Source organism: Roseiflexus castenholzii DSM 13941 (genome assembly GCF_000017805.1).
Classification (GTDB): domain Bacteria; phylum Chloroflexota; class Chloroflexia; order Chloroflexales; family Roseiflexaceae; genus Roseiflexus; species Roseiflexus castenholzii.
In genome coordinates, this window is the sequence record NC_009767.1 from 5,479,703 (window position 1) to 5,499,182 (window position 19,480).

Below are 19,480 nucleotides of genomic sequence, written 5' to 3' on the forward strand. Positions count from 1 at the left end.
CCTCACTCTTTCAAGATTTCCATGTGCAGTTCGGCTAAGTCTGTCAGCTCGCCGCGCACACCGGCCTGGATGAGCTTTTCGCGCCATTCGGCGGGAATGGTGCTCCAGGCCTGCCCCTTCGGCCATGCTGCTCCGGCCAGTGTGTCGGCGACGAATTGCTTGAATACCTCGTCGGTGGTGGACTGACCATTGTCATCTGTGCCATACCACGCCTCGCGGGTGGCTTCGATAGTACGGATCACCTGATGCCGCTGGGTTTTGGTCAGGCGCGTCATAGAGCACCAGAGTTCCTCCAAGCGATCCAAGTCTTCGAGGTAGAAGGGGCGGGTACGGCGCGGACGACGGCCGTACTCGTCGTAGGAGATCTCGAAGCGGCGAGCCGTGGTGTCGAGGAATTCAAAGTCGAAGGTAGAACTCCACCGATAGATCGTTTCACCAATGCGTAAATCGCCAGCGTGAACAATCCATTCGTCAACCTTTTTCCCATTACTCTGCGGCATCAATACTTTGACTGCGAGCCGCTTCGAGGCATCGGCTTTGCTGTCGTCACCGTTTGTCTCTAGGAAGAAATAGGGATACCAGAGATCATCGGTTGTTCCATCGCCCATTTTCAGCGGAATCTGCCATTGGACGGAGTAACCGCTGCGTTCGAGTTGCAGTACTACATGCCCAGGTTGCCGATCCACCTGTTTGATCTGCCATTGTTGCAGCAGTGGTTCCCGATCAAGCATGGCTCGGCCAGCTTCCAATACGGCGCGGATGGGGGTACGGCGGGCGGCAAATATACAACCTAGATGCAGCGGCAGCCGGTCGCGTACTTTACCCATCTCGCACTCGTACTTTGCTTTGATCTGCTTCAGTACCTCAAGCGACTTATCGGCCGGGACTAGCATCAGAAACGAGCGCGGTTCGGCAAGGATGGGAATGGCGGTGGCGTAAGCGTTGTTCTGGTAATCGATTTGATTGATTTTTATCCCGCTAACTAGATTAGCGCGTCCTAGGCTTGGGGAAGCGTCCGGGTTGCGCAGAATGGGCTGACGTGCATTTTTGACGAACTGCTTGCACAAGTACTCTTCGACAAAAATGGCTGCCGCGGCGGGGCTAGTGTAAATACCGCTTTCCGCACCCAACTGACGGGCGATGTAGCACAGATTGTCTGCGGTGAGGAGATACCCTGCCATCCAGACCACACTGAGGTCGGTCGGTCCGACCACAAGGTCGTAGACGTGAAACGGACCTAAATTCGGTTGTTTAAGGTAAATTTTCAGCCGGCGCCGGTCATCGCGCAGTTTCAGCAGGGCCTCTTCCTGAACCTCATGCCAGAAGCGGCGCGTCGTCTCCCAAATGCGGCGTAGGCGGCTGAACGAAGGTGTCTTGCTCGTGACCGGTTTGTTGTTTGTATTCTGCGGGTCATGAGGCGCGATCAACAAAAGAGATTGCAAGAGACTACCATCCAGCCAATGGGTCAGGTCAAATTGCCCGACGATCAGCGCAAAACGTCCGTTCGTATCGGCGACTTCATCGATCCAGATAGTGCGGTCAGTTTCTGAAGTTGCCCACCGCTGCGAGCGGTCTGCCCGCCGCGCTTCGCAAATGTCGCATACGTTGCGCTCGGCGGCTTTGCTGCTCGGCCCCTGTGGACGCAGGCCGCAGACGGTGCAGATGTCTGCGGTCCTGTTCTGCCAATGTTGCTTGACATCATCAACATTTGCCGGTGAGACGATCCTTTGATTGAGAAGGCTGCTGATGTCCGGTAACTCATCGTTAGAGGAATTCGGCCAGTTTGGGTCTTGTCCCCACCAAGGATGCTGTTCCAATTCAAGGTGCGGTGTTAGTTCCCCGCCCAATTGAGGACATGGATTGCTTTTCACTGTACCCTTGGCAAACTCTTGCTCGATGATAGACTGAAGACTCTGTCCATTGTTATCGGTTATTGCTAACAGGTCAGACACATCAGGGACAACGAAGACACTGCCGTTTTCATCTCGATAAACCTCACTGCCGACGGGGTGGGTCACTTCGAGCACATCCCGCACCCTGTTCAGACAATCGGTGAGCAACTCTTGTTTAGCCAACAGATCGGGAATGCGATCAACATTGAGTATGTAGTCAAAGCCGTTGACGCGAACACTGAGCAATCGCCAGCGCAGGTCTCTCGCTGGCGGCGGATTGCCTAATAGAAGTGCGCTGGCCAGCGCTGCCTTGTAGAGTGCGCCTACCAGTAAACCCCAGCTCCACAAATCCACTTCGTTGATGGGGCGGCGTGTATCTGCGCCTACCTGTGTAAACAACTCACCTAATTTTGACAACAGTGTTTGCCGTTCAGTTTGAGAATAATTTGCCAGCGAAGCCCAAGGCAACGCCCACATCTTGGCGGTCAAGTTATTCGGAATGGCGCGTTCAAACCCAAACGGCGAACTAATCTGCATGCCGGGATAGGCTTGCTTTCCGCCAACCGGTTCCTGTTTGTCGAAGTGAGCCGTGTTGTGACAGCGGGAGAGATATTGACCTAAGAGATTGTTGTTCCAAGTATTGTCATCGAGCAGATTTGTTATCGTCTGAGCTATCGTTGTCGTCTGAGCGCCTGATTGCACAGAAAGTTGTAGGTTTACACCGGTCAACTGATTGTAACGGTTGGCAAGTTCATTGCGAGGCAGAGCGGAACCTTGGGGGTTACTGGCTTGCACCTTGAGCTGCTCATCGGAACACTTGCGGTAATCGTGCAGCCAGCCGATGGCTTCTGCCAACAGCAGCATCTCACGATGTTGTGCCAACACATCAAGCTGATTCACAACGCACCCCCCTCCCGCAACCGGGTCGCCACGCGCTGCGCCACATCATCGAGTTCGCTCAGGGTCCGAAACGTGAAGGTGGTGACCGGTGAGGGTTCCGGCGGGGCCGGCTCAGGCGCCGGTGTAGGTGTCTGCTGGGCCTGGGTTTGCTCTTCCTGCTCCCACCACTTTTTTGCTTTGTCGTACAATTGTTTTTCCTGTTTGCCGTACTTTCGTCCTTGACTCTCGATAAAGCTTTGGTACTCCGCTTCGGATTTCAGGGTGCCATCTTCACGCCGCAGGTCGGGGTGGAGTCGGGTCGGTGATTCGAGGTAGCGGGCCAGTTCAGATGGCTGTGGTGCTGACGGAGCAACAGTCGGCGCCGTCTCCCCGGCCAGTTTGGCGCGGAGGACAAGTTTACCCTCGCCGGCCAGTTGCTCTTCAACGGCACCAAATCCGCTGCTGGTCTTGGCGCCAAAGCCGTAGGTGGTGAGCATCGCACGCACACCTTCGGCCACGGCGTGCAGATCGTCCGCTATCCCGGCGCGTCTATCGTCATCAGATTGTCCGAATGGACCAAACGGCACGTAGAGCAAAAAGAAATCGCCTTGCGCGCCCTGCGGCACGCATTCCAGCAAGATCGGCCCCCGCGCCCCGACGCCGGTCGTGCGGTCGTGGGGATTGATCACCTCCAGACGAGCCTTGTCGAAGAAGGTTGGGAAAAAGGTGAGGCGGCCGGCAACAAAGTCGCTTTCGGCTGCTCTGACATTACCGAACAATCGTACCATTTGCGTATCCCTGGCTTCATCATCGAGCGTGGTGTATCCGCGCAGTTGCCGCATAGCAGAACGCAGCGCGCCTTTCCAACCTGATGCAGCGACGTAGGGTATCTTGAAAACCCGCTCTTTTTTAAGCGGATTGTCGAGCAGGTGAAACATCTGGTCGTCGCGGCTGAGGTACGGTTGGCGGAGGGTGAAGGAAACGTGGAGCGCCCATGAGCCGGGTGGGGAATACGTGAGATCGGGCAACACCGGCTCTAGCCCTAAGCGCTGCATCCAGGCGCGTCGTTGCTGGAAAAACGCCTGCGCCCGTTGTTCAACCCACAAGCGGTAGCCGCCGTTCTGAGTGCGCGTGCCGCTGCGTGCACGTTCGAGGTGCTTGGTTATCATCGCCTGCGCCAGAATGTCAAACCGGGCGACCGGGTCCTCAAGCAGCGCCAGATCGGGCCAGCCGGGCGGCAAATCGTTGGTCTCACCGGCCAACCATAGCACAGCCAGGGATTGCGCCGTCATGGCAACGAGCGGAAAAGGGAATCGGGCATAGAAGTCGTGGGTCATAGTAATGCATCCCATGCAGCAATAAGCGGCGCAAACACGCTCCGCAATTCTTGTTCATCGGCGTTTTCAATGACGTCTCGCGCGAACCAGACGTGGGATTGGCGATATTGAAACACGGTGATGTAGGCGTAGATCCATGATTTCGCATGACTCCAAGTAATACCGTTCTTTTGCATAAGATCGGGCAACTCCTGCTCGGTTTTGGTCAGGAGCGCGTTTGAAGGAATCTGCACACGTGCCAGGCATTGGGCAAGATTTGTTTTGCCATTACCTTGCAACAGCATAAGTATATATCCGTCAAAGTCCTTGCGGGCAATTCCCGTTATAGAGGCATTTGACACGTGGAGCATCACGTGCAGGTTTGGATCACGATGCTCGAACAGGTTGTTATGGTGTTGGTTTGGATTGAACTGAAGACCAAGCCTTTGGCCGATGACATGTGCCCGATCCTGAGCCGTGGCTGCATCTTCCTGGTCAAAAATAAGGAGGAGACGCTCCTGGTTACCGGAGGCGCGTAAGGTAGGTATGAGTTCGTTTTCAAGCGCTTGTATCACCTGTTCGAAACCTTCGCGCTCACCCATACTTCGCCATTGTGGTGGTTGGGGCCGTCCCTTTGCTGAGAGAATGCCGCGCTTGTATAATACCCGCCCCACTTCTCGCTCGGTTGCGCCTTCGGTGACAACGTGGATGATGGTGGTCATTCACGTTCCTCCCGAATGCTCAACAGGCGTGTCAGCGGTGAAGCCAGTTCGTCTTCTTCAATCAGGCGCGGATCACCAAAGAAATCGAACCATCCGCCGAGCGCTTTGCCAATAAATGGACGCACGTGCAACTGTCCATCCTTCAGGTTGAGATGCAACGTGCTGATCTGATCCGGTTGCATGGCCGGTTGTTGATCAAGATAGAGAATCAGCCACGCCAGAACTTCCAGACTCTGGGTAGTGATGCATACTTGAATCGGCTTTTGAGCAACAATATCGGCTACGCTGCGCAACAGACGGTTGAGCGTTGCTGCGTGCATATACACCTCTGGCTCCTCCCACAAGAGCAAGCCGGGATGATCGTCATCAACCGTCGCGGCTAAGGCGGTGAGGGCAGCGAGCAACTTGAACGCATGACGGGCGCCGTCACCGAACTGATCGATGGCCAGCGGCGTTCGGTTCGGAAAGCGCACATAGCCGGTTCGGCCCGGTTGGTCGTCGGGCGCGTCAAGCACCTCAATCTTGGCTCCCTTCAGTGCCGGAAACACCTGCGCCATCCGCTCGGCAAGCGTTTCGTGCCAGTCCTTGACGTTGTGATAGGCCCACTTGGCAAAGTGGTCGGTGAAATGGCTATTCGCCGTCTGTGAGGAAAAGAACACGACCTGCTGCGGCTGTGGTCGTCGTCCTTGCGTGACCCAGACCGCCAGGCGATCAATGGGTTCCTGTCGATCCCAACGGTACACCCAGTCCGGTTCCCAGAGGTAGTGCCAATCGGAGATCGGCGTCGTGGTCGTGTCGGTGGCTGCGCTGCCCACCTCCTCTGCTTCGGTCGCTGTACCGGTTGTTAGTGTCGGTGCGGCGGTGGTCGTGTCGGTGGCTGCGCTGCCCACCTCCTCTGCTTCGGTCGCTGTACCGGTTATTGGTGTCGGTGCGGCGGTGGTCGTGTCGGTGGTCGTGTCAGTGGTCGTGTCGGTGGTCGTGTCAGTGGCTGCGCTGCCCACCTCCTCTGCTTCGGTCGCTGTACCGGTTATTGGTGTCGGTGCGGCGGTGGTCGTGTCGGTGGCTGCGCCGGCAGGTCTGACTCCGGCCTCGGCAATCGTGGGTGGGATCATACTGGGGTCAAGCGTCGTTGGCTGCGGCAGGGTGAACATCGCAATGCGGGCAATATCTTCCTTGCGAAACGCATACACATCCTGCTCACCCCAGTCCGGTAGTGGTGCGGCCAGCCGAAAGGAGTTCCACGGAGGGGCGCCATCGCTATTCGGCACACGGCGCAAGTTGATCTCCAACCCGCCTTCTGGTGTCACCACCGCCGGATTGCCGGCCCACTCGCCGTGCTTGCCATGACGTTGGCGCAAGTATGGCAGCGGCTCGTAGCCCAGCAGATCGCTGCGCGCCGATGTCGTCGCTCTGAGCACACCGGTCTCGGCAGGCAGCAGATCGTCGCGGATGAACTGAACCGGTCGCCCACTCGTTGCGCTCAGGTAGAGCAGTTCGAGGATGGCGGTCTTGCCGCTGTTGTTTGGTCCGATAAACAGATTAAATTTCCGCAGATGGTTGAGATCGCCCTGGCGAATGCCACGGAAGCGATGAATAACGATACGCTCGATCATAGGTTCTCCAGCACATTCAGCAACTGGTCGGTAGTCTGAGGCCGCATCGTGTCCATTGTACCCCCGGTCACGCCCAGGGTCTGGTTCACGATGGCGGCATTGCTCAACAGTTGCCAGACCGGTTCAGGTTCGACCCCGCTCAGCCATGCCGAGCCGCGAATCTCCCAGCCATTAGTACGCGGGTATGCCCAACTGACGGCAACTTTCCCACGGATTCGGTCAGTAGCAACGCGCCCCCAGAACGTGTGTTCGTCTTCCCACGAAGGTTGCCAGTGCTGAAAACGCCATGCGTTCTTGAGCACCGGCGGGACGGGTACGGTTCGGGCGGCAAAGGGACGCACCTGCGCCACCACCCGTTCAAATCCTCCGATGCGACTCCACCATGCCTTGTCGGGCGGCTGAAAGCGATAGCGGAAAAAACCAAAGCGACGCAGGTCGGGGAGGTCAGCATTGGGTGCAGATGAGTTGTTGCCAAACGATTGTGCTGCTTGTCGCCACGACCAGTCGTTCAGATTGTTCTTGACCGCATCCCAGTTTTGAATGGCTATCACTCCATACCCAAGTTGCGGCTTGGCTCCGAGACTGCCCCAACGTTCTACGAAGCGGAACAATGCGAGTAAGTGTTTCACACTTGTCGCATCGCCGTGGATGCGGAGGGTGAAGGTGCCCATCCTTCCCGGTGGTAGAAACCAGCCCCGGTTGCGTCCCGGCGGGCGAATATTCAGTGGTTGATTGCCTGCCCAGAGCGGAGCGGTTTGATCGTTTACCACCTCAAGCCGAAACCGCCGCCGCCATCCAGTTGCGCCGAAGAGTTGGCACACATCGCACAAGCCGGCGTCACGTAACCGCTGACGCTCATCAGTTGCCGTGCTCTTCTGGTATTTCTCGGCATCGAACCGGCATTCGCCCTTGCTCGGATCGCAGGCTGTTCCACCAAGCCCACGCACGATGGCTTCGTACCACCAGCGCAGGCTGCCGAGGATGCCGGTTTCGTGGATACGGTCAACCTTTCCCGGTTCTACGCCGCCGGTCCATAGTGGGGTGAGGGTGCTGATTGTTAGTTCCATACGTTTTGTGCCGGTTTCTATAGGTTCGACGCGGTCGATCTTCAGGTGTTGCCTTCGAGGTACGTTGATAATATCACGGTTCACAATCGGACGATGTACTGATATTGTGCCATATCTGCCTGCGGTATGACAACGTGTACCGACTTCACAGGCTCGGTCGGGCGACGGTTGTGGATTGGGAGGCGATCACGCAACGGGTTGGGTCTGGACGACACGATGACGGGCAGAAGTTGCGCATTCACATCCGCGCCCCCACCCGCCGGAAACCCGTCGAGCCGAATGAACGAAGGGCGCTGATGCACCCTCGTCCGCGCACGCAGGCGTTCCTGAGAGCACGGGCGTCCTGTCCGCCCGAGACCTGCACGCATTCGCATCCCCAGCACTGGTCCCACGCACACGGACGTTCCTGGGGGCACGGGCATCCCGCCCGCCTGAGACCCGTGCGCATTCGCATTCCCCGCACTGGTCCCACGCACGCGGACACGTTCCTGGGGGCACGGGCATCCCCACCCGCCCGAGACCCGCACGCATTCGCATTCCCCGCACTGGTCCCACGCACGCGGACACGTTCCTGGGGGCACGGGCATCCCCGCCCGCCCGAGACCCGTGCGCATTCGCATTCCCCGCACTGGTCCCACGCACGCGGACACGTTCCTGGGGGCACGGGCATCCCCACCCGCCCGAGACCCGCACGCATTCGCATTCCCCACACCGGTCCCACGCACGCGGACACGTTCCTGGGGGCACGGGCATCCCCACCCACCCAAGACCCGTCGAGCCGAATGAACGAAGGGCGCTGATGCCCCTGTCCGGGCGGCGCTGCATGGTCAACGTAGCGCACGATTAATTAATCGTGCGCCACGCCATTCCATCCCCTCATCTCCCCAACCCAACAATCACCGCGCGCTGCGGCGGAATCTCAGGCAGCGCATACGCGCTGATTGACCCGTTGGCGCCGACGATGAGCGGCGACAGGTTTCCACTGCCGAAGAGCAGTTCAGGGGTGTAGGCGCCGGGATCGAGATTGCTCTGCGCAGTCGAGAGGGTCACGCCGGAGAGCGGGTTGGCGCTGAAGTTGATCACCACCAGCGCCGCGTCGTCGCCGCTGCGCCGCAGGAACGCCGCTGCGCCGCCGGTCGCGTTCAGCGCGGTGAAATCGCCCTTGCCGAGCGCCGGACGGGTGGTGTGCAACCGGATGAGGGTCCGATAGACGTTGAGCAGCGAGTCGGGATCGGTATCCTGCGCGGCGACGTTGACCGTCGGGAAATCGCTCTGGGGCGCCTGCCAGGGCGAACCGGTCGTGAATCCCGCTCCCGGTTCGCCCGTCCACTGCATCGGCGTGCGGATGCGCTCATCCGGTTTGGCGCCCGTCATACCGATCTCCTCGCCATAGTACACAAATGGGAGACCCGGAAGAGTCAGCAGGGCGATGGCCGCAACGCGCGCCTTACCGGCATCGCCGCCGAGGACAGTCATCACCCGTTCCTGGTCGTGGTTGGTGAGGAATGGCGCCCAACGCTGGTATGGAAGGCGCATGAGCGCATCTTCCACCGCCGTCAGGTACGGTCCCGGCGCGCCGGTGTTGGCGGAGCGCAAGATTCCTTCCGCAACGCCAAACTCGAAGTAGGTGTCGAGTTGGTCGGGATAGTAGGCGTCAAGCGACCCGGCGCGCCCGCCGAAGACTTCGCCAACGGTGAACGCTCCCGGTTTGATGCGCTCGATGGCTGCCTCGAATGAGCGCATCCAGGCATGGGTTTCGCGCGTGCCTTCCTGCTCGGAACCGTTTTCCACAATGTGCTTGATCGCATCGAGGCGGAACCCATCGACTCCCATCTCGTTCAGCCAGAAGGCGGCGATCTTCTCCGCTTCAGCGACGACTTCCGGGTTGCGGTAGTTCAGATCGGGCATTTCGGCGACGAAAACGCCATAGTAGTACTCGTTGCGCGCCGGTGAACGGTGCCAGACCTGTTGCCCCCACGGTCCGCGGTAGCCGGGATCGACCGGCGACCAGATGTACCAGTCGCGATAGGGAGATGCAGGATCGTTCAGCGCCGAGATAAACCAGGGATGCGCGCTGGATGTGTGGTTCAACACTAGATCGACGATCACCCGGATGCCGCGCCGGTTCGCCTCTGCCACAAGACGCTTGAAATCGTCGTTTGTGCCATAATCTTTTTCGATGGCGTTATAGTCGATGACATCGTAACCGTGGTAGCTGGCGGCTTCCGCCACCGGCATCAGCCAGATACAGTTGGCGCCAAGGTCGGAACCGCCGGTTGGATCGCCATCGTTGATGTAGTCGAGTTTTGCGATCAGCCCGTTGATATCGCCGATCCCATCGCCGTCGCTGTCGTAGAACGAGCGCACGAAGATTTCATAGCACACGGCGGTGTCCCACCATCCGGCCGGCAACGGTCGCGGTTCCGCAGTCGGTCCGAGGGTGATAGTCGGAAACAGGGTCGGCAGTGGGACGGTGGGGGTCGCCTCTGCGGGAGAGGGCGCATTCGCCGCCATGGTGGCGAGCAGCGCTGCTTCTTCGCTTAACGGCGTAGCGGAAGGTGCGGCAGGCGGTGTGGCAGTTGGCGGAACTGCCGCAGAAGGCGCACCGCACCCAACGATGATAAGAACGATGATCAGAAAGAGTGCGCGTGCTTTCATTGGTCGTCGAAGAGCGGCAACTGGCCAAAAGCGTACTTCTCCGCCGTTGCCCAGTAGCGTGAGAAGCGGCGAAGGTCCAGGCGCCCAGTATACGCCAGAAATGGCTCGACCGGCAACACGGCGACGGGGAGTGCATCCCGCAGGCGATCACAGATGGCGCGGAAGCGCGGGCTGGGGCTGAAGGCAGTGGCGACTCCGTCGGCGGCGTGCTCGCGGGCGAAAGCCAGCACCTCGCTCGCAACATCGCCGCGCCGGATGACGACCGGCAACTCCAGCAGGCACTCGTAGATGAAGACGATCCGTTTCAGCGAAATTCGCCATTCTTCCAGCAGGGCATCGTCCCACACCCAAATTGCCGGTGCGCCGGGATGCGCCTGAAGCGCCGGTCCGTATGGACTCAGGCAATCGCCGTGCACCCAGACAATGGGACGGATGAATTGTGGTGTCATGGTTTTTTCCCCATCGTTGGGGCAGGTCTCAGACCTGCCCCAACGATGGGGCGTCTCGCAGACCCGCCCCCCGCCGGGGCGTCTCGCAGACCCGCCCCCTCCATCGTCGTCGTCATTCATTACCAATCGCAATTGCGACCGGATACCCGTGCCTGTCGGCGTGCTGGGGCGCCGGTCGCCCCTCTCCCGCGTGCGGGAGAGGGGTAGGGGGTGAGGGAAAAAACGGCGCTTCCCAATGCCCTGCATGCCCGCAATGCGCATGCGTGCCGTCCGCCCTTGAACCCGTCGGCGTCTCGCAGACCCGCCCCCTCCATCGTCGTCGTCATTCATTACCAATCGCAATTGCGACCGGATACCCGTACCTGTCGGCGTGCTGGGACGCCTGCATCCGGCGCATGGCATCGGCAACGCGCCCGGTGATGGCGCGCATAATATCGGGCGGATCGCCGAGTTCGGCGAGGCTGGCAGCCTGAAACGGCTCGGTAAACACCACGCGCACCACCGGCGGACGATAGGCAGGGATCAGCACCTGCAACGTCGCCGCTGCCCATTCGCGGTCGCGCCGTTTGCGGTAAAGGCGGGGGATTGGATTGCGCAACGCGGCAGCCGAGATCGTGCCGCCAATGGCGACCGGCAACACCAGCGCCTCCGGCGCCAACCGCGCAAAGAGGCTCACGCTCTCCGACCAGTTCGCCAGTGCGTCGATGGCATCGGGCATGACTAGCGGGTCGGGTTCGATCCTGCCGGCAGGGTAGATCAACGCTGCGCCGCCACGTCGGAGATGAGCGGCAATGGTGCGCATCCCGCTCATCCGCCCGCGGCTTTCGCTCTCCCCCTCTGGAATGAACACCAGGTGGCGGCTGATATTCGGCAACAGGTGGAGCAGTTTGCGTTCCGCAGCGATCACCTTCAGGTCGGGACGAGAAAGGGCGACGAACAGCGCCATCGCATCCGACATGCCCGGATGGTTCGAGAGCACAAGGAGCGGTCCGCGATGCGGAACACACTCCGCACCGTAGATTTCGAGCCGGCGGGCGAAGGTGTGGACAATCCACGACGCGCCGAGGTGCAAGCCGCCTGAGCCGACCATCTGTTCGTATGCCAGAATCTGATGGGCAAAGCGGCGCGCAGGGAGCCAGCAGAGCAATTCCAGCAAGCGACGACCGCGCCGGATGTGGTCGAGTTTGAACGAAGCGATCAGGTCTTCGATGTTCAGGCGGGTCAGGGCGTCGAGTTGTTCGAGATCGCGTTCCCTGCGCAACGTATAAAAGCCCATGGTCTATTTATCCGGTCGTACCGGTTGCGTTCGGAAAGAGGCGCCGGTTCAGCGCATCGTAGGTTCCCTCGAAGTCGCAGCGCCCGTAGAGCGGGCAAGTGCGGCAGTAGACGCCATCGGTGAAGCGCTCCAGGTTTTCGCGGTTGAAGATGTACGGCTTGTGGCTGAAGGTGCTCGCCACCCACTGCCACGACAGATTGTTACTCGCCGGGTCGCCGTCGAGCAGATGTTCAAGAAACCAGCGCGCGCCCGCCTGCCATCTGATACGTCGCCAGTGTACCACATACGCCGCCAGCCACATGCGCGCGTGGTTGTGCAGGTAACCGGTGGCGCGCAATTCGTGGCTGAATGCGTCGATGCACGCCAGCCCCGTGCGCCCTTCGATAATGTCGTCCGGCAGTTCGGCGGCGTAGTCACCGGCGCAATAACCGGTCTTGTATGACTCCTGGTCACGCCAGACATTGTCACCGAGGCGTTCGTAGAGGCGCTGCCAGTAATCGCGCCAACCGAGTTCGCTGACCAGTTTGGCGGCATCGGCAGAGCGACGCACCCGGCTGAGTGCCGCATCGCGCACCTCCGCCAGACTGAGAACGCCATGCCGGATGTAGGGCGAAAGATGCGTGACTGCACCACTCAGGTAGTTGCGCGTGGCGGCGTAGCGACGCGGGTCGATACGTCGCAGGCGCGTCTCCGCCTCCCGCCTCCCGCCACGGGTCGCGCTCACCTCGTCACAGCGCGCCGCCGCCTGCGGAAACTCGCGGCGCAGATACTCGATCAACTCATTGCGGTTGGCGAAATCACGGCGCATATCGGTAGACATCCTCGAATCTCCGGAATCTGTTTCGGCGGGCGCCAGTTCTCTGCTTACCGGTGAACATTTCTGCCGTGCCGCCGATACTTGCGGCAGGCATCGCTACAGTACTTCACATCGTTCCAATTCTTCGCCAGACTCTTGCGCCAGGTGAAAGGACGACCACACGTTGCACAAATCTTTTCCGGCAAATGCTGCTTTTTAACGCCTCGCACAGGCTCTTCCTCTCCAGCGGTGATGATCCCGGTTTGCCCGCCGCCCATACCATAACGCAACGCTGCGCGCAGCATGTTTCCATGACATTGGCATCACGCGGAATGACGGTTCTCGGTTCTCAGTTCTCCCCCAACACCATCTCCGCCTGCCGCGTCACCGCCTCACGCTCGGAGGCGTCGAACCGCGCCAGTCCCAGCACCGCCGGACCCATGCGCGGATTGGCGCGGAGTGTCGCTTCGTGCCGGATCAGAAAGTTCCAGTAGAGTGTGTTGAACGGACAGGCATCCGGTCCAATGCGCCGCTTTGGGTCATAGCGACATCCGTCGCAGTAATCGCTCATCTTTCTGATATACGCAGCCGAAGCGATGTACGGTTTGGTCGCCGTCAACCCACCGTCGGCGTTCAGCCCCATACCGATCACATTCGGCTGCATCACCCAATCATAGGCATCGACGTAGTGCGCAAGGAACCAGTCGTTGACCTCTGAGGGACGGATTCCTGCCAGCAGGCAAAAGTTGCAGACGATCATCAAACGTTCGATGTGGTGGGTGTAGCCGGTCGCAATCGCGCGTTCAATGACGTGACGCAGGCAACGCATATCGGTGTCGCCACTCCAGAAAAAGCGCGGTAGCGGGCGCGTTGCATTCCAGGCGTTCGCGTCGCGCAAACCGGGCATCAATCGCCAGTACTGCCAGTAGATGTACTCACGCCAGCCGATGATCTGGCGCGCGAACCCTTCGACCGACTGGATCGGAGCGGCGCCGGCGCGATACGCTTCCTCAACGGTGCGCACTATCTGCAACGGTTCGAGCAGCCCAATGTTGAGGTAGGGGGAGAGCATCGAGTGGAACAGCACATCATGCGCGGCGCTCATCGCATCTTCGTAGGGTCCGAACGCTGCCAGGCGATGCGCAACGAAATCGGCAAGCGCCGCTTCCGCCTGCGCATGGGTAACCGCGAGCGCAAATCCGGTTGCTGTGCCGACCCCGCCGCTGCGCGCCTCGACTTCGGCGATGACCCGGCGCGTGATCGCATCCGGCTCGAAGGTCAACGGCGGCGGCGGCGCTACCGAACGCGGCAACGGACGACGGTTCAACCGGTCGAAGTTCCACGCACCGCCGGTCGGTGATCCATCTGGTTCGAGCAGCACGTCAAAATGGCGGCGCATCGCACGGTAGAAGCGCTCCATGATCACGCGCTGCGAAGGTTCGACATCGGGGAACGGATTGCGCCGACCGGTGAGAAACTGGGTGTTGGGCAACACCTCGACCGAAATGCCAAGCGCCTGGCTCAGATAATCCTGTTGAAAGCGACGGGTCTCATACTCGGCGGCTGCCATCGTCACCAGGCGTTGCGACCGATGCTGCGCAATGTGGCGCTGCAACCCTGCGACAAACGACGGCGCGCGCACCTCATCGACCAGGTATCCGCGCTCGCGCAGCGACGCCGCATAGTGGCGCATGGCGCTGAGGATCAGAACAATCTTCTTGCGCTGGTACGGCATCTGCGCGATGCGCGCATCACTCTCGACCAGCACAATACGCATATTCCGTCGCCCTGCCTGCGCCTCGACCGCCTCGATGGCCGGATGCGCGCGAAGCAACTGGTCGCCGAGAATCCAGACGGTAACGGGCGTATCGTTCATTGCGATCAAGCGTTGTACATTTCTCAAAAGAGGGTACGTCAATGCGCAACTGATGGATGGCGGAGAGAGCCGCGCAACCCGGTCAGGCGAAACAACGATGGATATCACAACCGAAGATGCCGCATGCTTGGCATTCCGAGCCCTTCGCTTCGCTCAGGGTAAACTCAGCGAGGAATCTGAGCGGGTCGCGCACGACCCCTCGCGCTGCTCGGGGTGACCATGCCGGATGTTCACAGGTCATTAGTATAATACTTCAAGCCAGAACAGTAGAAACGCTCGATTCCGGCATTGCCCTGGATATCCAGACATCGAACACGGCTTTCCACAGGTCTGCTTCTGGAGTTCGGCAATGATGAATCCGTGCGCTCCCAATCGCCAGGTGGTTCAGAGAACCCAACGTCCTGTCAACTCATCGCTGCACCCTCATCCCCTTTGAAGCGCCGTTGAATTATGGTATAGTACTAAAGAAAACATGCACAAGGAACAAAAGCGTGACAGTACTGCTACTGATTCGTCACGGCGCAAACGACATGGTCCATGGTCGGCTCGCCGGTCGTCTCCCCGGGGTGCGATTGAACGAGGAAGGGCGGCGTCAGGCGGCGAGTCTGGCGGCGCGCCTGGCGGATCTGCCGATTGAGGCAGTGTATTCCAGTCCGCTGGATCGCACGGTCGAAACGGCAGAAGCCATTGCCGCGCCGCGCGGTCTTCCGATCCGGTTGGTCGAGGCGCTGCAAGAGGTCGATTATGGCGAGTGGCAGGGCGCTGAACTCAAGGAACTGTACAAGCACGAGTTGTGGCCCGGCGTCCAGCATTATCCCAGTGGCACCCGCTTCCCGAACGGCGAAACGCTGGGTGAGACCCAGATGCGCATTGTTGCTGCGCTCGACGCATTGCGCGCGCGTCACCCGAAAGGGATGATTGCCGTCGTTTCGCATGCCGATGCAATTCGCCTGGCGACAGCATACTATATCGGTATTCACATCGACCTGTTTCAGCGGCTCGAAGTCGCTACCTGCTCGGTGACGGCAATCGGCTTCACCCGGATGGGACCGCGGTTGCTGGCGTATAACGATACCGGTTCGCTGGCGCATTTGAAGCCAAAGCCGGAAGAAGCCCAACCTGCACCCTCTGAGGCGTCGCCGCAATCCGGGCAGGCGGCGGAAGCAGCGACCGGAAACGGCGTCGCTGCGCCAACCGCAGCAGCGACCGGCGCGACCACACCGGCGTAGCGGCACGAATGGTATTGGCGCACTACTATGACAAAGTTCACCTATGATCTCGACCCGGTGACGCGCATCACGGCGAGCGCAGTCGGTCCGCCGGGGCAGCGCGTCTTCTACATCCAGGCGCGCCGTGGGCGTGAACTGGTGTCACTGATCGCGGAAAAGGAACAGGTTCGCGCGCTTGCGCAGGCGATTGACCGCCTGCTCGAGGAACTGGCGGAGAAAAATCCGTTGCTTTCTTCGTCCGACGATCTCTTGCTGGTCAGCGATATGAACCTGGAAGAACCGATTGAACCGCGGTTTCGTATTGCTCAGATGGGAATTGGGTATGATGCCGAGCGCGATATGGTCATCCTGGTGATGCAGGGGTATCGTGAGGACGAGAGTGAAGAGGAGCCGCCAACCGCGCGCTTTGGCGCTTCTCGTCAGCAAATGCGCGCTTTGAGCGAACATGCGGCGAATGTGGTTGCGCGTGGACGCAAAATCTGCGGCAACTGCGGTCGTCCCGTCGATCCCGGTGGTCACTTCTGCCCGCAAATGAACTGACATGAGCAAAGAGTTGAGCGTTGGCGAAGTGCTGGCGCTGCTGACAAACGGCAAGATGGAAATTCAGGGCATGATGCCCTGGAGCAGTAATTACACGCTGCTCGTCACCGTGCGCGACGGCGACCTGGAAGGTCTCGCGGTATACAAGCCGCGGCGCGGCGAGCGCCCGCTGTGGGATTTCCCGCGTGGAACGTTGTGTCAGCGCGAGTTCGCCGCCTTCCTGCTCAGTGAAGCGCTCGGCTGGTCGCTCGTTCCGCCAACCGTCCTGCGCGATGGTCCCTACGGATACGGCTCGGTGCAACTGTATATCGACTGTGATCAGGATGCGCATCTGTTCACTATGCAGAAGGAGGGTGGCTACGACGATCAACTCGCGCGTCTGGCCGCCTTCGATATCCTTTCAAACAACGCCGACCGCAAAAGTGGTCATTGCCTGAAGGGTACGGATGGCCGACTCTGGGCGATTGACCACGGCATCTGTTTCCATGCCGAACCAAAATTGCGCACGGTGCTGTGGGATTTCGCCGGTGAGCCGATCTGCGAAGAGATTATGGTCGATCTGTGCGCACTGCGTGAAGACGTGCGCAACGGCGGGCGCTTCATTCGCGCGCTCGAAGGATTGCTTGCCCCCGAAGAAGTGCGCGCCTTTCGCCGCCGCCTCGACCGCCTGATCGAAACCGGCTGCTACCCCGATCCCGGCGCTGCGCGTACCATCCCCTGGCCTCCTGTCTAGGAGAAGACACTCCGTTCCCCTCCAAACGAACGATCAAGCCTTCCCCGCATCTGTGGTATAATCCCAGGTACCTGTTCCTTTCATCACAATCACGACGCGCGACCGTCGATGACGCGGCCGCCGAGGGGTGTTGAGCCGCGCTTGTGCCTGGACCGCTGAATTCTGAAAGAAAGGGGAGTATGTAGCGTGGACGCACAATTGGGAACAGAGGGGCGCCCCGTGCGCATTGCTATCATTGGCGCCGGTCCTGCCGGATTTTATGCCGCCGAGGCGTTGCTCAAGCAGCCCAACCTTGTCTGCCTGATCGATATGTTCAATCGCTTCCCGACGCCTTACGGTCTGGTGCGCGAAGGCGTTGCGCCTGATCATCAGTCGATCAAGTCGGTGACGCGCATCTATGACCGGATCGCCGCCGATCCGCGCGTGCGCTACTTCGGCAATGTCACCTTCGGCACAGACGTGACGCATGAAGATTTGAAGCAACTCTACGATCAGATCGTCTATGCCGTCGGCGCACCGTCCGACCGGCGCATGGGCATTCCCGGCGAGGATCTGATCGGCAGTTACCCGGCGACGGCGTTTGTCGGCTGGTACAATGGGCATCCCGATTATTGCAGTATGACGTTCGATCTGTCGCACGAACGCGCTGTGGTCGTTGGCAACGGCAATGTCGCCATCGATGTGGCGCGCATTCTGGTGACCAATCCCGACAAACTGGCAAAGACCGACATCGCCGATTATGCGCTCGAGGCGTTGCGTCAGAGCAAAATTCGCGAAGTCGTGATGCTGGGGCGTCGTGGTCCGGCGCAGGCGGCGTTCACCAACGCGGAGATCAAAGAACTCGGTGAACTGGACGGCGTTGATGTCATTGTCGATCCTGCTGACCTGGAACTCGACCCGATGAGCGCCGAGCATGTGAAGACGGACAAATCGGCGGCGCGTAATGTCGAGATTCTCCGTTCTTATGCTGCACGCGCGGAGCATCACGCGCCCCGGCGCATTCGGATGCGCTTCCTGACATCACCGGTCGAACTGATCGGCGAGAACGGGCGCGTCGTGCGGGTCAAGGTGGAGCGCAACGAACTGGTTGTGGACCAGCAGGGCGGGTTGCGCGCGAAGGGCATCGGCGTCTACGATACTATCGAAGCCGGGCTGGTGCTGCGCTCGGTGGGCTATCGCGGCATACCGCTGCCGGGTGTGCCGTTCCAGGAAGGCTCCTTTATCATTCCAAATGTCAATGGGCGCGTCATTCGCCCGCGCGACGATGAAGTCGTCCTTGGCGAGTATGTGGTCGGCTGGGCGAAACGCGGTCCTTCCGGCGTTATCGGCACCAACAAACCCGACGCAGCCGCCACGGTGGCGGCTATGGTCGAAGACCTGCCGAAACTGCCCGGCATTCCCGATAAAAACCGCGATCCAGAGCGCATCGTTGCGCTGCTGCGCATGCGGAAGCCCGATTTCGTCACCTATGCCGATTGGAAGCGCCTCGATGCCTACGAAACTGCGCGCGGGGCCGAACAGGGACGCCCCCGCATCAAGGTGACGACCGTTCCTGAAATGCTGGAGATCATTCACGGGAGGAACTCGTAGCGTTCCTGCGCGCTTCGCCTGGCGAAGTATCGTGCAACGTTATGACGCGCGGGCCGGCATGGCTGAAGACGCATCCGTTCGGATATGCGCCGCACGTGCAACCGCGCCCACTGCCGCTGCAACCGGCGACGGCGGCAGCGTTCAGGCGACCTTTGCGCACCCAGAAGGCGATCATCCCTTCGAGCGCACTCGCGTCGATCTGAAGCTGCCGACTCAATTCATTGAGTGAGATCGGTCCGTTTGCCTGTTCGATCGCTTCGAGAATCTGGTAGAGCATCCTGCGCCCCTCAACCTGCAACGTTCTTCCCCAAGACCCTTGAGGGCAGGATATGCCTGCCCAGAGAGCGAGGATCGTTCCGCCAGGACGGTTCCATCACATCCATCGATCTGCGGCGAAGACCTCAAGGTCGGATACGTTCGCACCAGCAACGTGCAACATTTCAAGAGGTTGCGGTGCAATGCTCTACGTTCGCACCGGCAACCGGCAACCTGCTTCCCCGCTTGCCCCGCGCCTCGCCACCAATGCGAGATACATCTCGCGCGACGCCATGGTCGGGACCTTCTCGCCCCTCGCCACGAATGCGAGATACATCTCGCGCTACGCCATGGTCGGGACCTTCTCGCCCCTCGCCACGAATGCGAGATACATCTCGCGCTACGTCATTGTCGGGACCCGCTCGCCCCGCGCCTCGCCACCAATGCGAGATACATCTCGCGCTACGTCATTGTCGGGACCCGCTCGCCCCGCGCCTCGCCACCAATGCGAGATACATCTCGCGCTACGTCATTGTCGGGACCCGCTCGCCCCGCGCCACAAATGCGAGATACATCTCGCGCTACGTCA

16 protein-coding genes are annotated in these 19,480 nt (G+C 60.1%); 4 read left to right on the plus strand and 12 right to left on the minus strand.

All coding sequences use genetic code 11. The features are described 5' to 3' along the window. Positions 1 to 2: 2 nt before the first annotated feature. The 11 genes from RCAS_RS21995 to RCAS_RS22040 form a co-directional block, all read right to left on the minus strand. Positions 3 to 2,792, minus strand: a complete 2,790-nt coding sequence (locus RCAS_RS21995; protein ID WP_012122689.1) for a CRISPR-associated protein Csx11 — start codon at positions 2,790 to 2,792, stop codon at positions 3 to 5. Then, the gene (locus tag RCAS_RS22000) at positions 2,789 to 4,108 is read right to left on the minus strand and encodes an RAMP superfamily CRISPR-associated protein (protein WP_012122690.1); all 1,320 of its coding nucleotides are present in this window, start codon (positions 4,106 to 4,108) and stop codon (positions 2,789 to 2,791) included. The genes RCAS_RS21995 and RCAS_RS22000 overlap by 4 nt, the downstream gene beginning before the upstream one ends. Then, positions 4,105 to 4,809: a hypothetical protein gene (locus tag RCAS_RS22005; RefSeq protein WP_012122691.1), complete on the minus strand. Its 705-nt coding sequence runs from the start codon at positions 4,807 to 4,809 to the stop codon at positions 4,105 to 4,107. The genes RCAS_RS22000 and RCAS_RS22005 overlap by 4 nt, the downstream gene beginning before the upstream one ends. Continuing rightward, a complete protein-coding gene (locus tag RCAS_RS22010) occupies positions 4,806 to 6,422 on the minus strand; it encodes an AAA family ATPase (RefSeq protein WP_012122692.1) in 1,617 nt (538 codons plus the stop codon). Before RCAS_RS22010 ends, RCAS_RS22005 begins: the two co-directional genes overlap by 4 nt. Beyond that, positions 6,419 to 7,489 (minus strand): type III-B CRISPR module RAMP protein Cmr1, encoded by a 1,071-nt coding sequence (gene cmr1, locus RCAS_RS22015; RefSeq protein ID WP_012122693.1) that lies wholly within the window; start codon positions 7,487 to 7,489, stop codon positions 6,419 to 6,421. The genes RCAS_RS22010 and cmr1 overlap by 4 nt, the downstream gene beginning before the upstream one ends. An 876-nt stretch (positions 7,490 to 8,365) precedes the next feature. Continuing rightward, on the minus strand, positions 8,366 to 10,147 hold the full coding sequence (locus RCAS_RS22020) for an alpha-amylase family glycosyl hydrolase (RefSeq protein WP_012122694.1): 1,782 nt from the start codon (positions 10,145 to 10,147) through the stop codon (positions 8,366 to 8,368). Next, complete coding sequence (locus RCAS_RS22025) at positions 10,144 to 10,596, minus strand: hypothetical protein (protein ID WP_012122695.1); 453 nt, start codon at positions 10,594 to 10,596, stop codon at positions 10,144 to 10,146. Before RCAS_RS22025 ends, RCAS_RS22020 begins: the two co-directional genes overlap by 4 nt. A 322-nt stretch (positions 10,597 to 10,918) precedes the next feature. Then, positions 10,919 to 11,872 (minus strand): lysophospholipid acyltransferase family protein, encoded by a 954-nt coding sequence (locus RCAS_RS22030; protein WP_012122696.1) that lies wholly within the window; start codon positions 11,870 to 11,872, stop codon positions 10,919 to 10,921. A 7-nt stretch (positions 11,873 to 11,879) separates the two neighbouring features. Beyond that, a complete protein-coding gene (locus RCAS_RS22035) occupies positions 11,880 to 12,692 on the minus strand; it encodes an FAD-binding domain-containing protein (protein ID WP_012122697.1) in 813 nt (270 codons plus the stop codon). A gap of 44 nt (positions 12,693 to 12,736) precedes the next feature. Then, positions 12,737 to 12,973 (minus strand): DUF2256 domain-containing protein, encoded by a 237-nt coding sequence (locus tag RCAS_RS26330; protein ID WP_332249614.1) that lies wholly within the window; start codon positions 12,971 to 12,973, stop codon positions 12,737 to 12,739. Positions 12,974 to 13,017: 44 nt separating this feature from the next. After that, positions 13,018 to 14,544 (minus strand): cryptochrome/photolyase family protein, encoded by a 1,527-nt coding sequence (locus RCAS_RS22040; protein WP_012122699.1) that lies wholly within the window; start codon positions 14,542 to 14,544, stop codon positions 13,018 to 13,020. A 491-nt stretch (positions 14,545 to 15,035) separates the two neighbouring features. Between RCAS_RS22040 and RCAS_RS22045 the strand changes: the two genes are divergently transcribed. The 4 genes from RCAS_RS22045 to RCAS_RS22060 all read left to right on the plus strand — a co-directional run bounded on the left by RCAS_RS22045 (position 15,036) and on the right by RCAS_RS22060 (position 18,636). Then, on the plus strand, positions 15,036 to 15,773 hold the full coding sequence (locus RCAS_RS22045; RefSeq protein ID WP_012122700.1) for an MSMEG_4193 family putative phosphomutase: 738 nt from the start codon (positions 15,036 to 15,038) through the stop codon (positions 15,771 to 15,773). Between the two features lie 27 nt (positions 15,774 to 15,800). Further along, entirely contained in the window at positions 15,801 to 16,313 is a 513-nt protein-coding gene (locus tag RCAS_RS22050; RefSeq protein ID WP_012122701.1) for a DUF3090 family protein, read from the plus strand. 1 nt (position 16,314) lies between these two features. Further along, positions 16,315 to 17,046, plus strand: coding sequence for an SCO1664 family protein (locus RCAS_RS22055; protein ID WP_012122702.1), 732 nt, complete (start codon positions 16,315 to 16,317; stop codon positions 17,044 to 17,046). 186 nt (positions 17,047 to 17,232) lie between these two features. Then, the gene (locus RCAS_RS22060; protein ID WP_012122703.1) at positions 17,233 to 18,636 is read left to right on the plus strand and encodes an FAD-dependent oxidoreductase; all 1,404 of its coding nucleotides are present in this window, start codon (positions 17,233 to 17,235) and stop codon (positions 18,634 to 18,636) included. Here the strand turns inward: RCAS_RS22060 and RCAS_RS22065 are convergent. Next, positions 18,614 to 18,913, minus strand: coding sequence for a FeoC-like transcriptional regulator (locus RCAS_RS22065; RefSeq protein ID WP_012122704.1), 300 nt, complete (start codon positions 18,911 to 18,913; stop codon positions 18,614 to 18,616). The two genes, RCAS_RS22060 and RCAS_RS22065, sit on opposite strands and share 23 nt — an antisense overlap. Positions 18,914 to 19,480 lie beyond the last annotated feature (567 nt).